This is a genomic window from Paracoccus methylarcula (assembly GCF_003007735.2).
Taxonomy (GTDB): domain Bacteria; phylum Pseudomonadota; class Alphaproteobacteria; order Rhodobacterales; family Rhodobacteraceae; genus Paracoccus; species Paracoccus methylarcula.
This window is the reverse complement of sequence record NZ_PXNQ02000021.1, coordinates 1-16,906: the sequence shown is the minus strand read 5'-3', so window position 1 is coordinate 16,906 and position 16,906 is coordinate 1. Positions and strand designations below refer to the sequence as shown.

Annotated in this window: 10 protein-coding genes and 2 pseudogenes; 6 read left to right on the top strand and 6 right to left on the bottom strand. The window is 58.2% G+C overall.

The features are described 5' to 3' along the window. The 5 genes and pseudogenes from A7A09_RS20330 to A7A09_RS20675 form a co-directional block, all read right to left on the bottom strand. A pseudogene (locus A7A09_RS20330) lies at positions 1-345 on the bottom strand (hypothetical protein); the annotation flags it as partial. A 244-nt stretch (positions 346-589) separates the two neighbouring features. Further along, a complete protein-coding gene (locus A7A09_RS20325) occupies positions 590-916 on the bottom strand; it encodes a hypothetical protein (protein WP_106693096.1) in 327 nt (108 codons plus the stop codon). Positions 917-919: 3 nt separating this feature from the next. After that, positions 920-2,239: an HlyD family type I secretion periplasmic adaptor subunit gene (locus tag A7A09_RS20320; RefSeq protein ID WP_106693095.1), complete on the bottom strand. Its 1,320-nt coding sequence runs from the start codon at positions 2,237-2,239 to the stop codon at positions 920-922. Then, the gene (locus A7A09_RS20315; RefSeq protein ID WP_106693097.1) at positions 2,236-3,876 is read right to left on the bottom strand and encodes a type I secretion system permease/ATPase; all 1,641 of its coding nucleotides are present in this window, start codon (positions 3,874-3,876) and stop codon (positions 2,236-2,238) included. The genes A7A09_RS20320 and A7A09_RS20315 overlap by 4 nt, the downstream gene beginning before the upstream one ends. Before the next feature lie 223 nt (positions 3,877-4,099). Further along, positions 4,100-4,531, bottom strand: a complete 432-nt coding sequence (locus A7A09_RS20675) for a hypothetical protein (protein ID WP_148043738.1) — start codon at positions 4,529-4,531, stop codon at positions 4,100-4,102. A gap of 118 nt (positions 4,532-4,649) precedes the next feature. Between A7A09_RS20675 and A7A09_RS20305 the strand changes: the two genes are divergently transcribed. The 6 genes from A7A09_RS20305 (at position 4,650) to A7A09_RS20280 (ending at position 15,059) form a co-directional block, all read left to right on the top strand. Beyond that, a complete protein-coding gene (locus A7A09_RS20305; RefSeq protein ID WP_148043737.1) occupies positions 4,650-6,878 on the top strand; it encodes a polysaccharide pyruvyl transferase family protein in 2,229 nt (742 codons plus the stop codon). Between the two features lie 321 nt (positions 6,879-7,199). Next, complete coding sequence (locus A7A09_RS20300; protein ID WP_211341201.1) at positions 7,200-11,108, top strand: glycosyltransferase; 3,909 nt, start codon at positions 7,200-7,202, stop codon at positions 11,106-11,108. A 107-nt stretch (positions 11,109-11,215) separates the two neighbouring features. Continuing rightward, positions 11,216-12,598, top strand: a complete 1,383-nt coding sequence (locus A7A09_RS20295; protein WP_106693091.1) for a sulfotransferase family protein — start codon at positions 11,216-11,218, stop codon at positions 12,596-12,598. Between the two features lie 110 nt (positions 12,599-12,708). Continuing rightward, positions 12,709-13,536, top strand: a complete 828-nt coding sequence (locus tag A7A09_RS20290; protein ID WP_106693090.1) for a rhamnan synthesis F family protein — start codon at positions 12,709-12,711, stop codon at positions 13,534-13,536. A gap of 181 nt (positions 13,537-13,717) precedes the next feature. Further along, on the top strand, positions 13,718-14,344 hold the full coding sequence (locus A7A09_RS20285; RefSeq protein ID WP_106693089.1) for a sulfotransferase domain-containing protein: 627 nt from the start codon (positions 13,718-13,720) through the stop codon (positions 14,342-14,344). 433 nt (positions 14,345-14,777) lie between these two features. Further along, on the top strand, positions 14,778-15,059 hold the full coding sequence (locus A7A09_RS20280; RefSeq protein ID WP_123225501.1) for a type II toxin -antitoxin system TacA 1-like antitoxin: 282 nt from the start codon (positions 14,778-14,780) through the stop codon (positions 15,057-15,059). An 889-nt stretch (positions 15,060-15,948) separates the two neighbouring features. Here the strand turns inward: A7A09_RS20280 and A7A09_RS20945 are convergent. Beyond that, a pseudogene (locus tag A7A09_RS20945) lies at positions 15,949-16,906 on the bottom strand (hypothetical protein); the annotation flags it as partial.

Here is a 16,906-nt window from a genome sequence, read left to right as displayed (position 1 = left end):
CAGCGTTTCACCAACACTGTCGACAAGCTCCACCACCACGCCGCCTTCTCCGAGCAGATCGCCGGCCAGGCCGGTAACGGATTCCAGCGTTTTGCCGACGACACTGTCGACGAGTTCCACCACCACGCCGTCTTCCCCAAGCAGATCACCGGCCAGGTCGGTAACGGCCTCCACGGTTCCCCCGACGACGTCACCGATGCCATCCAATACACCGTCATCGCCGGTGAGCAGATCGGTGATGGAACCGGCCGCATCCGTTACGGTATCCGATATCGGCTCGGTCACCTCCGACGCCTCCTGGTTGCCCTCCACCTCATCCGGCAAGCCATTCCCGGGCGCGGTCACCGTGACCTCGGCGGGATCGGGTAGCGTGATGACCGGGACGCCAGTCACCGGCGAAGGGCTGTCGGCACCAGGGGAGCCGCCACCCTGTTCGATGGACAGCTGGTGATCGGATCGGCCGACGCCAGATGGAAATGCCCTCCTCCTGTGGCGGCGGATGCTGTCATGTCTTCGGACGGGGTTTCACTCTCGGCCATCTCCGGTGCTGCCGGGCTCCCCGCAGCAGAGGCTTCAACCGCCGCGCTTTCTACGGCCCCGACATTGGCGTCAACAACCGCGGTCTCGGCGGGCAAATCCGCGCCCTGCCCGGCAGGGGGGGCGGAGGCGCATCCCCAGCCACATCCCGGCCCTCGGTCCCGTTGCCATCGACATCCTGCTCCGGGAGAGCACCAGACACCACAGTTGCGGCCTCGGCCTCGCTTTGCTGCAACAGGGTCATGCCAAGGCCGACCGCACCGGCGGCCAGCGTCACCAGGCCGGCCTCGGCCGAAGTTCCGGCGGTCTGCCCGTTCGGGTTTCGGATTTCCAAGCGCTTCCGAGTTTCGGGATTTGCCTTCATGTTGTCGTTCGCCATGGTCTATTCCTCTCGAAAGGCATGGGTTATTTCATCCAACAATGGGCCAAGCAGATAGCTGACCACGGTGCGCGATCCCCTTGGGATCACGACTTCGGCGGGCATCCCCGGCCGCAGCGGTATCCCGGCTTGCGCGACATCCTCGGCCGTCAATCCGACCCGGATGGAAAAATAGCTGACGCCAGTTTGGCTGTCGGTCACCTTGTCGGCCGAAATGCTCAGGATTTCGCCACTCAATTCGGGGCGCTGCTTGCGCGGCACCCCGCTGAGCCGGACATCCGTGATGTCTCCGACACCGATACCATTGATATCCGACAATGGCAGGCGCGCCTCTACAATGATCGGATTGTCGTCGGGCACGATGTCCATGAGCTTCTGCCCCGGCTGGACGACCCCTCCCTCGGTGAAAACCGAGAGGCCGACGATCTGACCGTTGACTGGCGCACGGATCTGGCTGCGTTCCTCGACGAAATAGGCCGCATCGAGCCGGGGCTGCGCTTCGGCCAGCGCGGATCGGGTGTTGCGCAGCTGGTCGGTGATCTCGCTGATCCGCTCATCTTCCAATTTCGCGACGGCCAGTTCCGCCTCGGAAATTTCCTGCCGGGCGCTGGCGATCTCGGCACGGCGTGCGCCCGCATCGCCCATGACCTCGGCAACCGCACGCTCCAGTGCCATAGTGCGGTTACGCGAAGTCAATCCGGAGGCCAGCAGTTTGCGCGAGGAAGCCAGTTCCTCTTCCAGAAGACGGTGCTGTTGCGAAAGCCCCTCAAGCTGCGCTTCGAGGCCGCTGATCTGTTCGCTGAGTTGCGATACGCGGGAGGTCAGCATGCCGGACTCGGTCCGGAACGTGCGGGCGCGTGCCTGCAACAGCGCCGCCTCATTCGCGATCGCTTCGGCCATTTCCGGCCGATCCCCCTCCGCGGCGGCAAACTTGTCGAGACAGGCAACCGGATCGCTCCTGTCCCGCTCGCATTCCAGCCGCGCCTGCTGGGCCTGCAACGCGACCACCTCGGCCTCGGCGATATTGCGCGAGGCGCGGGCTTCGGTTTCGTCCAGTTCGATTAGCAAGGCGCCACGAGACACTGTCTGGCCCTCGGCGACATGCAGCCTGGTGATCACGCCGCCTTGCGGATGCTGGACGGCCTGGCGCTGTGCCATCACCTGAAGGCTACCCTCGGCCAGGGCCGAACTGGCCAGCGGCGCCGAGTTGCCCCAGATCAGCAAGGCCAGCACAAAGGCGATCACGACGCCGAATCCCCAGAACGCCGGACGCAACGGGTTGCGGTAATCAGCCAGGTTCGGAGGGGTGGCAAGACGGTTCATGCGCTCTCCTTGAGCCTTCCCAGGATTCCGGCCAGCATTTCCTCGGGCGGTCCCAAGCGCCTGACACGTCCGCCATCCAGCGACAGGATGGTGTCCACGGTTTCCAGAACTGCCGGCTGATGAGTGATGACAACGATGGCGCTGCCCTGCGCCTTCATCACGAAAAGCGCCTCGCTGAGCGCGCGTTCGCCCGTGATGTCCAGATGCGCATTCGGTTCATCAAGCACGATGAGCCGCGGCTTGCCCAGAAGCGCGCGGGCGAGGCCGAGACGCTGCCGCTGCCCCCCGGAGAGCCCCAGTCCCCCCGGCCCCAGCAGGGTGTCATATTGCTTGGGCAGATCGAGAACCAGGTCATGGATCCCGGCCAGCTTGGCGGCATCGACGACCTGCTCGACCGGAACATCCTGGAAACGGGCGATGTTTTCGCGGACGGTTCCCGCGAACAGCCCGACATCCTGCGGCAGGTAGCCGACGATGCGCCCGAACTCCCCACGGTCCCAATGTTCGTAATTGATGCCGCCGAAACGCAGGCGCCCGGCCGATGGCGACAACGCGCCGATCAGCAGCCGTGCCAGCGTGCTCTTGCCGGAGCCGCTCGGGCCGACGACCCCCAGAACCTCGCCGGAATTGATGTTGAAGGACAGGTTTTCCAATACCGGCCGCTTCCGGTTGGCGACGCGGTAGGACAGGCCCTCGACCTCGAGCGCGGTCACGTCACTCGGCACGATGGTCTGGATTTCGAGATCGGGGTTCTCCTTCAGCAATGCCGCGACGCGCCGATAGGCCGATCTCGCGACAACCGCATGCTTCCACGCGCCCACCGATTGCTCGACCGGGACCAGGGCGCGCCCCATGATGATACTGGCGGCAAAGATGGTCACCGGCATGATGGAGCCGTCGATGGCCAGCCATGCACCCGTTCCCAGCAGCAGCGATTGCAGGAGCAGGCGCGCGAAGCGGATGCTGGCGCTGACGGCTGCATTGCGATCACTGGCCAGCGATTGCTGTGCCAGCATCTTTGCCCGGCTCCCCTGCCAGTGGCGCTCGACCGAGGGCAGCATCCCCATCGCATGAATGACATCGGCATGCTGCATGATGTTCTCGGTGAAGACAAAGGCACGCCGGGACGAGGATTGCGCGTTCTCTAGCGCAGTCTTGGTCAGCCTCTCGTTGACGAAAACCAGAAGCAGGAGAAGCGCCGACCCGATCGTGGCGACAAGTCCCAGGATCGGGTGGATCAGGTAAAGCAATCCCAGATAGATCGGGACCCACGGCAGGTCGAAGGCGAAATGAATGCCGGGTCCAGTGATGAAGGCGCGAAACTCGTCCAGTTCGCGGAGGGCCTGGGCACTGGAGGACATGCCCTGCCTGGCCGATTTCCGCACCAATGCCCCGAAGACCGGACCGGCCAGCTTGTCGTCGAGCAGGACCGAGCAGCGGACCAGCAGCCTGCCACGCAGCGCATCCAGCACCCCCATCACGCCAAGGGCCAGCACCAGGATCAGCGTCAGCATAGCCAGCGTGGGAATGCTTTGGCTGACCAGAACGCGATTGTAGACCTGCATCAGGTAGAGAGGCGAGCTCAGATAAAGCAGATTGATTGCGCATGAAAAGAGCCCTGCGAATGCAAAATACATGCGCAGCGATTTCATTGCATCCGATATATAACTATTCGACAGGCCATCACCTGCCGCTTGTATTTGATGAGCATCGACCGCGGACATATGGCTATCCCAAAACGCGACAAAATGCCGGAACACTTCCGCAGGATGCGCGGATAAAATGTATACAAAATACAATCTTCCAGCAAGCAGTATGCAAATTAAGGCCCGAACAGTATTATACTATCCGGACCCACTGTTATTCAGACATGCCCACTCTCCCCACAGAGGGCTCGGACAATTCACCGGCAATACCAAGCAGGCCATCGGCCAAATTCAGCGCATTGCCCAATAACCCCTTGACGCCAAGACCATCGCCTTGCCCCGGCTTGCTCGCAGCACCACCCGGGCCGACCGCATCCGCGCAGGCAGCCATCGCAGCGCTGGCAACGTCACCTTCCGCAAGTTTTTCAAGCACATCACCAATGGCGACATGATCGCCGAACGTGCCTTCCATCGCCCCAGAAGCCGCCCCCATGGACAGGCCCTGAACCGCAAGCCCTCCTGAAACACCACCATGGATGGAGCCCCAAAGTCCGCTTACAGGCAAAAGAAGTTCACCAGGCAATGATTCATACCTCTTATTGATACATTCACCCAACGTCCAATCCATTGAACCGGACAATTTCAAATTTCCCTCTCCGGGGTTGTAGAGTCAATGGTTTTTTGTTTTTTATGAAGAATATCGGACTTTCGAGTGAGTATCGAGTTTTCCCATTACAAGCGTCATCAATAGCTGAGGGTCGGGCTTGAATACTTATCCTGCGCGAAAAATTGCCATCATCAATTTCACAGGATTTCGCCCCAACTGGGGCTGCCAGGCAACCAGTTGGGGATTACTCAGCCTGCTGAATGGAAATCTTGAAACCGAAGCGCTGCCAAAGATTTCCCCCATCCCCCTGCTTCCCCGCCATGAAATGGATCTGCGCCTCGAACAACAGGAATTGCAGGACATCTATACCGCCATGCTGGATGTCTGCCAGTCGGGGAGTGCGGCGGGCGGGGCGCTTGCCTATCTCGAAGAGCTGGCCCTTCGGCGCTATGGTCAGTATGCCAGCCAGGCAAAGATGGCGGATCTCGTCTTCTTCCAGGCCGAGGGAACCATGGCAGGCACCGATTTCCTGCGCGGCGCAAGGCTGTTGCTCTTGCCTTTCGTCGCCAAGCATGCCTGGAAAAAACCGGTCCTGTCGCTCAATCAGACAATCTTTTCCTGCAACGATGGTTTCACCCCGGTGATGGCGGCGGCATATAACAGTTTCGACCTGGTGGCCGTGCGCGAGAATATATCCTTCGACGCGGCGCAGAAGGCGGGAATCCGCGAGGTCATCCATATCCCGGACGCGGCGTTCCTGGTGCGCCCCCGCCGGGCCGCGCAGGACATCCCGGCCGGTCGGCATTTCGCGGTGACCGGAACGGCGTGGTTCGATAACCGCCCCGAGTCGGAAGCCCATGAAAAGATCTTCGCCGCCGCCGACCGCATCAGGCAAGAGAGCGGCCTGATTCCACTTGTCGCGGTATCGACCGGTCCGGACAAGACGCTGATCGAGCTTGCCCGGAAACACTGGGGAGAGGACGGATTCGCGAGCATCCCGCCGAACAGTTCCCACACCGCCGCCGCTTACGCCTTGCAGCAATGCCGCCTTGTCCTTGGCGGCCGTTATCACATGACGATCATGGCATTGGCCGCCGGCACTCCCGCCATTCAACTGCCCGGCAATTCCTACAAGAATGAAGGATTGTCGGCGATGTTGGGGGAGATTTGCCCGGTCCGGGCCTTCGACGATCAAGAGGCCATCACCGAGGATGCGTCGCGGATCCTCGATGATCCCGAGGGCAGCGCGGCAAGGCTGCAGAATGCGCTGGAACCTGTCCGCGAACGGCTGCATCACGCGAAACGCTACTTCGCCTCACTTCAGAAGGGGCATCCCGCGCCGGTTCCAAGATGTCTTCGCAGCGCCCCCGGACAGACGGTATCGGCAGCGGATCATATTGAGTCCTATCGAGCGAATACGGTCAGGCAAGTCGGCCATTTCCGCTATTCCGCCGCGGCCGAAGACATTCTGGGAAAGGAGCCGTCCCCGCATGCCCTGTTCGCGGAACTCACCTCGGCCTATCGCGATGGCGACCATTTGGTGCGGCGCAACCTGATCCAGATCCTGGGCAGCTTCTCCAATAGAATCAATGCCGCGCGCCCTGCCCTGAAAAACGCCATTTACCGTCTGCCTCCCGAGCTCTTCGCATCCGCCGGCATTCCACGCCCGGCGGATCCGGAAAACCCGATCACCGGGCTCGAGGATTTGCGCAGGATCTGCGGGGATCGCGCAATCGATATGCGGGAGCGCATCATTCCCGGCAGCGCGCCCGCTCTTCCACGCCCTCCCGCCAAGGATATTTCCTTCCATTTTGCCACGCTCCGCGAAGAATTCGCCACGAAACCCGAACTGCTCTTCTATCATGCCGCGCTCATCAGCCTGATCCGCCGCAGATTGGAGAAAGACCGGGCCTTCGCGCAGTTTCGGGCAATCTGGACCGAGGAAACGGAGTTCCTGCGGCGCGAACTGGACAGCCGGTGGCTCGTCTCGGCCTGCAACACATTCGCCGATCATGCCGAAGACCCGGCCGAGCGCGCCCTGGCCATGACCGGGGCCATCCTGACGGACACGGTGAAGCTCTATGAGACCGAGAACTGGGCCACCGGACAGAACGGCACGGCGCGGCAATATCGCGCGGTGCCCCCCCAGATACCGTTATTCGACGGCATGACGGCTTTCGGCATCGGGCGCGGAGATCTCATCCGCAACATGCAGCGGAGACTGGCAACCGTCGCGAACAAGAAGAGCGTGGTGTCGGTGATCGTTTTCGAACTTTTCCATCGCATACATGCTCATGACACGGTCTTTCGCCGGTTCCACAGCATGCACGGCACCCCGGGAACGCACTGGACCGGAATTGTCGCGGCACCTGCCGCCGGGGGGTGATTTCCCGACCCTATGAAAACCAGGGAACGCGCTTGATCTCTGTTGCGCCGGGTGCGTTGAAGCAATTCACGAGGGCAATGCCGTGCTCATCTCGATTTCGGCCATCTGTCGTCTCGTGAGGCGATGCACTTTCCGAATGATCGAGATATCTCGCTTCCGCCTCGATCCCGATACCCGGCCAGCGGCATCCTGCCGATCGGCGCAATCCTGCCGATCAGCGTCCGGAACATGCGCGAACCCCAGGGAGAAAGGCGTTGCTTCATCCCCCCGAAACAGCCAAAATGCTGCGCAGCGTGCCACCTCGAGATAAAAGCCAAGCATGTGATAAACAAAGACGCTGACGACATCCGCAAGTCCGGTCTGTTCGATCGGGACTGGTATCTTTCCACCTATCCAGACGTGGCCATGTCCGGGATGCCCCCCCTTGCACATTTCTTGCAGATCGGGGCGCGTCTGAAACGAGATCCCGGACCGGATTTCGACACCGCTGGCTATCTGGAAGAATATCGCGACATCGAGAAAGCCGGGATCAATCCGCTGCTGCACTACATCCAGCATGGCCGGGATGAGGGACGTCAGGCACGCCCCAACTCCGGGCAACCGGCGTCACGATCGGAAATAGGCGCGCGGATAGCGGGAGACTTACGGCGCCGTCCCGGCCGGACCACGGTTCTGCTCTGCGCGCATTCTGCGCGTCAACAACTATTCGGAGGCGAACGCAGCTTCCTCGACATGGTTGACGGCATTTCCGCGCTCGATTTCAATCTGATCATCACGATCCCCAGCGTGGAAAACCAGGCTTATCTCGCGGCACTGAAACAGCGTAGCGTTGCTATCTACCATCTGCCCATCCCTTGGTGGCGGGGAGATATCCCTGTGGCTCCGGCCACGATAGGGCGGATCGCGTCGATCATTGCGGCAGAGCATGTCGATGTTGTCCACAGCAACACGATCATGCTGCGCGAGCCGCTGCTGGCCGCCCGCTACATGGGCGTTCGCAGCCTTGTGCAGGCGCGTGAACTGATCCAGCATGACGAACATTTGCTAGAGGAAATCCGCCTGACAGCGCCCGAAATCATAGAATGGCTCTGGGAGAATGCCGACGGCATCATCGCCAACTCACATGTCACCGCCACTGGTTTCACGCTTCCCGGAAAGTCCCCCCATGTGGTCTACAATACGGTCGACATGTCCGCCTTGCGGAAAATGCCCCCGCCCGGAAACGCCGGGCCACTGCGCGTCGGGCTCATCAGTTCGAATCTGCCCAAGAAGGGGTTAGGGGCTTTCACCAAGATCGCCCAGAAACTGGAACACACTCATCCGGACATACATTTCCATATCATCGGACCGGACACCTCCCTCACGGAGGACATCAGGGAGCGCCTTTCCCGCAAAGAACTTCCGGAAAGCATCAAGTTACTCGGCTATCGCGACACCCCGGCCGCGGCTATCGCAGAAACGGATGTCGTTCTGAGCATCTCCACCTTCCAGGAATCCTTTGGGCGCACCGTGCTTGAAAGCATGGCGGGCGCACGCCCAGTCATTGTATATGATCACGGTGCTCCGCCTGAACTGGTAACCACGGGACGCAGCGGATTCGTGGTTCCGTTTGGCGATGTCTCGAAGATCGCCGACCTGCTGGGCAAATTGTCGAAGGATCGCAATCTCCTGATACAGATGGGCCGCAATGCCCGCGACGAAGCCCATGAACGCTTCGGGCGAGATGTCTATATCGAAAGCCTGCGCTCCGCATATACGGACCTTCTCGACAGGGAATCTTCGCCGCCCAGGGTCGTGCTTCCTGCCCGGTCAGATCTGTCGCCCCTTCCCCGGACAGCCCTGCGGATCGCCTATTTCCTGTGGCACTTTCCTGTCCCGTCCGAGACCTTCGTCCTGAACGAATTGCGGATCCTCAAGGCCAATGGTGTGGACGTGCGTGTGTTCTGCCGCCATTCCCCGCACGAGGATTTCACGCCAGACTTCGAGATCGAGTGGGAAACTGTCGATAGCCCCGAGCATCTGGCCAACAGGTTGCAGGCAACCGGCCGGACCGTGGTCCACAGCCATTTCGTCTTTCCGACGGTGACGGAAATGGTTTGGCCCGCCTGCGAAAAAGCCCGGGTTCCATTCACCTTCATCGCTCATGCGCAAGACATCTTTCGCTACCGCAACGACCTGAAGAACCGGATCGGTGAAGTCGCCCGTTCGCCGTGGTGCCGCAAGGTTTTCGTGCCATCGAGCTTCCATGAGCGCTATCTGTCGCTAAGGGGCGTTCCCGAGAACAAGATGGTGCCAAGCGCCAATGGGTGCGACGATACTCTATATGCTGCGGCGCGCATGACAGAGCGCAGTAAACGGCCCTTCCGCAGGATCATAGCCATCCACCGTTTTGCCGAGAAGAAGGGGCTGGGGAACCTGGTTCGAGCCGCAAAACTTCTGGAACCGGACGGCATCAGGGTGGCGCTCTACGGATATGGTGATCTGGAAGCCGAATACCGTCGGATCGTCGCGGACAAGGGGATCGGGAACGTCGAGTTCTGCGGAGCCGTGAACGGCCTCGACGAGATGCTCGATGCATTCCGCAGTTGCGACCTGTTCAGCTGCCCATCCGTGCGTGCAGCAGATGGCGATATGGATGGCATTCCGACGGTTGTGATGGAGGCGATGTCCGCCGGCGTACCCGTCATCACCACCGCGATCTCGGGGATCCCGGATCTTGTCGAGGACGGGCTGACGGGCATGTTGTCCGAAGCAACTCCCGAGGCTATCGCAGAACGCGTGCGGGCCTATTACGCCCTGCCCGATGCGGCCGTCGAAGCGATGATCGAGAACGGTCTCGAAAGGATTCAGAGCAAATACAATTCCGAACGTCTTGTCGAAGGCATGATGCGGATCTGGGCGAACGAAACGGTCGATCTGATGATCGTAAGCTGGAACAACTTGCCGGAGCTGTACGAAGTCACTCAGCGGTTGCTCGCCAATACCAGCATGCCGCATCACCTGATCATCTGCGACAATGGTTCCCGCCCCTCCACGCTCGCCTATCTGGTCGATTTGCAAGGCAGGCATGATAACATCACGCTGATAATCAACCGCGAAAATGCCTATGTCGGGCCCGGCACGAATATTTGCCTACAGCACGGCCGTTCCGACTATGCGGTGTATGTCTGCGGCAAAGAAGGCATGACCACTGCCAAGGGCTGGGAGATTCCCCTCATTCATTACATGAATGCCAACCCCCGCGTCGGTCAGGCCGGCACGTTATGCTATTCTCCGTCCTATTTGCACGGGCGGGATTATCCAAAGGGGGTGGCGCTCTTTGACAAGTTCCGCAATCAGGATTTCGCAAGAAACAACCCCGACCGTTCATTTTGTCACGTTCAAGGAGGCTTCTTTGTGCTTCGTCGGGAGATGATCGACGAGATAGGCGGTTTTTCGAACGATGTCGCCCATGCTTACACCGATGTCGAGTTCTCTTATTATGTCGAGAGCCGAGGATGGGAACTGGGACAGGCCCCCGGCATGCTATCGCTTTACAACAAGACCCGTCCGAGCATTTTTCATCGACTGGACGAGAAAATGAGCGCCCTGCATCCACCAACACTGAATGATTTACCCATTCTGGATGCTGTCTCCAAACGGAGTCTGGCCCTGTGCAATGCCTGTGGCAAGTCATCGCCAGCCTTCACCCACGTCGGAGCCGAAGCCGTTTGTCCCGAATGCGGCTCGACCCGGCGTAGCCGGTCGCTGCAGCGCTTCCTGTCAGAATCCCTGTTGCTGTATCGCCGCCTCCCTGCCCTGGCCGTTTCGGCACCCGGGCCGCTTCTTGATTTCTGGCGGCATCAGTTCCAGGGGCATGCCCTGTCACTGGAAGACCTGCTTCAACGCCTGGCGGCCTCACAGCCCCTGAATATAGCCGAAAACAGCCTGCCGCTTATCCTCCTGAACGATATCTGGCTACCGGATATGCGCGAATCCGGGGTTCAGGCAGTTTTGAACTGGACCAGTCGCCTGTTGAAGGAAGACGGCATGATGATCCTCTCCGGACCGGCGCAGACCGCAGAGCTATCTGCTTTCGCACAGCAATGCGGATTGGAGATTTTTGATCGAAAACGATTTGCCAGTGCCGTGAGCCATTTCGACTGGCAGCCTTTGTATCTTCTGAGGCATACATCAGTTTCTTCGCCAGACAAGCACAGCCATGGAGATAAGAAGGCGCTCATCCAATGACCTCTGCCCCTATTCGCATCCAGGATAAGCCACAGACACGGAAGGATCATGTCTCCGATGGGTCCGATCATGTGCAGAGTCCCCCGGTAGTAATTGCAGATAGTAAAATGCCTGAAACCAAACAGAAACCGCAGCGCTTCGCGATAATGGTTTTGGGGATGCACCGCTCCGGGACATCGGCTCTTGCGGGAACGCTGGGCCTTCTTGGATGCACGCTACCGAAGAACTTGATGCGCGGCAATACAAGCAATGAATTGGGGCACTTTGAACCGCAGCCACTATACAATCTTCATGAACGCCTGCTGGACAGCGCCTGCTCGCATTGGGCTGACTGGCTCCCAATAGGAGATAGCTGGTTCGACAGCCCGTGCGCACAAGGATTTCAGGACGAGATCACGGATCTTCTGCAAGCCGAGTTTGGTTCGGCAAGGCAGTTCGTAGTGAAGGATCCCCGGATCTGCCGCCTCGTGCCAATATGGAAACGGGCGCTCGAATCCCTGGACATCTCACCGCGCTACATCCACACTCACCGCGATCCGCTGGAAGTCGCAGCGTCACTGAAGAAGCGCGATGCCATCGATACCGACCTTGGCCTGCTGATCTGGCTGCGTCATTTGCTGGATGCGGAGGCCGGCACACGAGGCAGCCCCCGCAGCTTCGTCAACTACGCCGCCCTGCTACAGTCCTGGGGCGCCGTTGCACAAAAAATCGAACATATACTCGATCTGAAGTTCCCTCGCTTCTCTCCCAACGTGACCTCCGAGATCGATGCCTTCATCAGGCAGGATCTGCGCCACCACAATGCGCAAGGCAGCAGAGTGTTGGTTGATCCACTGATCCCGGGCTGGGTCCGAGATAGTTTCGAAATATTCGAGCGCTGGTCAACCACGGGTGAATCCGAGGCTGATCATGCACGGCTCGATGAGGTCCGCGCGGAGTTCGACAAGTCCGGACCTATCTTTGCCGGAATCGTTCGAAGCGGGCAGCTCGGTTTACGTGAAACTCGGCGTCTGACGGGCGAAAAACAGGATCTGGAGCAGAAGTGGTCGCAAGAAGCTGAAAAGGCCCGGCACCTGGAACAGGCGTTGCAGGAGTACAAGGCCGAAGCTGTCGACAAGATTGCCGGACTGGAAAAAACCATCGCGCAGTTCAGCGATCGCGAAAAGGAACTCAGCAAGGCTGCGGAAGAGGTCGGGCAGTGGGTAGAGACATATCAATCGGCCCAAAAGAAGCATGAACTCGAGATACGGCGTCTCAACAAGACGATTTCGGATTACAGTAGCCAATTCGCGGAGATGGCAGGCCTCCTGCTTGAAAAGGAAGAGGCGAGATCAAGGTTGCATCAAAATCTGAGCGGCTTGCGAGACAGGGTTGCAGCCCAGGAAGCTTATATCGAAGCTCTTCTTAACAGTAATTCCTGGAAAGTAACCTGGCCGCTACGGAGTGTCGCCCGTGCCATCCGCAAGCTTCTCGGGCGCAAGGATGGGTGAGGCCCGCCTTCCTTTTTATGCTGGCGTATCACCGGCAACCTGAGCGTGGAGGAAAAGCGTTCAGGCCGTTGTATCCGTGATTGAGCGCCCCAGGAGAGTTTCCCGAGAATATGCTGAAGCGTTATTTTCGACCATCGCATGTATCGATCGTCTTCCACATTTTCTATGAAGATGTGGCTTTGAACATCATAGCGCGGCTTAGGAACTTCCGCGCCAAACACAAGGTTTATGTAACACACAGCCATGACTTAAGCCCGGAAATCATGATGGCTCTGGCCAAACTGACGGCTCCGGTACGTTTTCTGAAGGTCGAGAACATCGGAATGGACGTCTATCCGTTCCTTGCCGCGATGGAACATTTCGACCTGTATAACGCTGGAATCATATGCAAATTGCATACCAAGCGTGGCGAAGATATCGTCGGGGAAACTTGGCAAAGCGAGCTGTTCGATTCTGTTCTGGGCAATGGCGCCCGGCTCGGCAAGAATATCGAGTTCATGAAAGCCAATCCGCAGCTCTTGCTAGTTGGAGCGGACTCGACCTACCTTTCAGCGCATAAGGCGATGAAAGACAATTTTCGCAATGTGTCCGATATCAACCGCACCAGTCTTCACGCCGATCTAGAGCAGGATTGGGGTTTCTTCGCGGGAACGATCTTCATCGCTCGAAGCACGATTTTCAAACCATTGCCTCCTGCCTCCATGATACGGAACAATTTCTCGATCGGTTCCACGCGAGGAGATGGAGAATATGCGCATGCCTACGAGCGCATATTCGGTCTTCTACCCAGGAAGTTCCTCGGACAGGTCGCAACAGTTACTCCGTCTTGGCGGGGAGAAACCATATCGATGACGCCCTCTCCATCATCAGAACTGATCAGTCGGATCATGAAAGATATACATGCGGCCTCTTTGCTCCGGAACCGCGATGCCGTATGAGCCGAGTGGTATGATAGGGGTCCGCTCACCGGTGAAATTCATCCAGGGGAATTCGCACGGGAACGGAGTTTCCGCCCGTTCACCCGAATCAACCTATCCATCAAGAACATGTAGCCATTGACTGAGGCGGGAACATATACGGAATGACCCGGCGAAAATAACAGCTAGGAACCACTAGGAAATGAGAGTCCCGAACTTCTTCATCATAGGTGCCCAGAAATCCGGAACGACCTATCTGGCAAAGATGTTGGCCGAACAACCCGATGTATTCTTCAGCGATCCAAAGGAACCTCTGTTCTTCTCGCGTCCAGACGTCAACGAAAGCCAATACAAGAACTATCTCCAGACCCATTTTGCAGCCGCCGGCGATCAAACCTGGGTGGGCGAAGGTTCGACCACCTATCTGCAGTGGCCACGTGCCCTTGAGAATATAAAAAGTTATGTCCCCGGCACCCCCAAGTTCATTGTGTGTATGCGCCAGCCTACCGAGAAGGCTATCTCATTCTACCTCCACAACTGGCGTCGTGCTCGCTATGCGCCCGGCATACGAATCTCTGATACGTTCGACCCACCAGTTTCTCTGTCACCTCTGAAGACCAGCCATTATGCTCCCGGGTTGGTCAACTGGCTGAATGCCTATCCGCGCGATACATTCTGTTTCCTAACGTTTGATCAACTCAAGGAGGAACCGGCATGCTTCGTTTGCGCTGCCACGGATTTCCTTGGAGTTCCCGAACCGAAGAATGTGCTGCGCAAACAGGTGAACGCAGGCTTTGGCTTGGCTTGGCTTGGAGCGGCGACGACTTGACAATCAATGATCCCACAGCCCCAACGGAGCATCGTCCCGAATTCACCCGGACCGAGTTGGAAGATCTCCATGCGCTAATGTTGAACGATATCACACAAACCGAACGGTTGACGGGCCTGAATCTGGAGAATTGGCGAACTCTGCCTTCATTTGAATGATTAATATGCGCATTGGCAATTCGTTCACTGTATCCTGTGCATTTCCGCTCTTGTTCGCTGTCTTGAGAATGAGAAATCAGCTCACCACAGATTTTCTGTCAAAAGCTGCAGCAAATGCTTGAGTTGCGGTTCGGTAACCCGCTTATTCCTGCCACTAAGGTTGTAGGCAACTATTCATGTTGAATTTTTTAGAATCTTGATGCACGCTTTAGTTGAGGCGTGTTAGCCTCTTACAAGTGTGTTACTCCCCAAATACTGAACGCGAGAAGGATAGCATGAAACATTTCGATTTATCGAACGGCCCGAGGTCTCGCGACAGGAGTGATGTCCGCCAGTTCAACCTGCTTCTGACTTCCGATGAACGAACCGTGATCGAGCAGGCCGTACGACGCCAAGGAGGCTCGCTCTCTTCGTTCATTCGATCTGTCGCCCTGCGGAAAGCACAGGACGTGATCTCTGGTCGTGATGACAGTGAGGAATTTTCCTTCCCTTTCCTGCCGCCATGGAACCCACCAATATTAGGAGTCAGTGGCAACCTGCCATATGAACACGAGTAACCAAAATCCGGGTCAGAAGCGGCGCATAATTCCTCTGGATAGCAAATCAGGCGGATCATGATCGTCGCAAAGGTGGCGGCGCGCGAGATGTCGACACATCGCTCTTATTCTTTTGCGATGCTGTGACAATTGTGAACCCCGAGACTCACGACGACCGGGTTCCACCCGTATGCGTTTTTGATGAACAGGATCCCCTGGGGGCAGGTCAAGGTTACACCAACCTGCCCTGCTTGAAGATGGTAAGGGATTCCACTGACCTGGATGACAGAAGAGATGAAAATATGGCGAAGTGATACCGGACCGGATATGATATAGCCATGTCATCTCTTGATCTCCTGCCTCTCATTGCCCTCTTCGCATTCGCTATCGGTCGGAGGCGCAGCGGAGTCGTATATGATGTCATGAACGGTGCTGCTGCTATGGCCGCGTTGATGTGGGTAGGACTGCTGATGACAGCGGTGCTGGTGGGCACATGACAATCTCCTGACGGCGTCTGTATCTTGGGAATTTCCAACCCGGCTCCTGCATGATTCATCAAAACCCGAGCTGTATCTCAGCCTGATCCGGCACCGATCGGACAGTGGCCGTGCCGCCTCATCCCTGCGCAATTACGCTTCAGGAAATACCTGCTCGCCTTCGCTCAATTCGATTGCAACAGATGCCTGCCCGAGCATGACACTTCATCGAATTCGCTTCAGATCATTGGCCGAAATTTCAGCTTCGGATGGTCTGGCGCGAAATGCCTTGCCTGATACGATCGCGTCACTGAAATCCTGAGCCTGATAAATCAGGCTCAGGCAAGCTTGAAGTGATTCACTCGATATTCTGACAGGGGCCACAGTGATCCTGCGGAGACAGCCCCGCAAGATCACTGATGGAAAACATCTACTTATGAATAAAAATCATCATCATGGCCAAAGATATTGCCATATGAGCTACCGCTTACTCCGATAAGTCCGACGGGTTCTGGCACATCGCCCAGCACACCCTCGGCACCCAACCCATGTCCGTCGGAGAGGTTATTTACAACGCCGCCGCGTGCCAGGAGATCGTCATAGGAAGCCGAGATTGCGTCACCAAGTTCTCCCGTTTCCAGGCCCGCGACAATATCGTCGAGAACTCCGTTGTTGCCGATCAGGTTGCCGGTCAGGGTCAGCGAAGATGTCGAACCGGGAGCAACTGCCTCGGCCAGGTTCCCCAGGAGGCCATTCACACCGATCACGCCATCAAGAGCTCCTTCGCCGATAATGCCGCCAATCCCGATAAGTCCGACCGGTTCGAGCACATTGTCCATCAGGCCCTCGATACCCAATCCACGCCCATCGGAGAGGTTGTTTACAACACCGCCAACTCCCAGGAGATCGTCATAGGAATTCGAGATGGCGCCGGCGAGATCTCCCGTTTCCAGGCCCGCAACGATATCGTCGAGAACACCGCTATGGCCGATCAGGTTGCCGGTCAGGGTCGCTGGAGATGTCGAGCCGGGAGCAACTGCCTCGGCCAGGTTCCCCAGCAGCCCATTCTCGCCGATCAGGCCATCAAGGGCACCTTCGCCGATAATGCCGCCTATCTCGACAAGCCCGACCGGTTCGAGCAGGTTGTCCATCAGGCACTCGACGCCCAATCCACGCCCATCCGTGAGGTTGTCCACAGCACCGCCAACTCCCAGGAGATCGTCATAGGCATCCGAGATTGCGCCGGCAAGTTCGCCCGTTTCCAGGCCCGCGACAATATCGTCGAGAACACCGCTATGGCCAATCAGGTTGCCGGTCAGGGTCGCTGGAGATGTCGAGCCGGGAGCAACTGCCTCGGCCAGATTCCCCAGCAGACCGTCCTCGCCGAGCAGA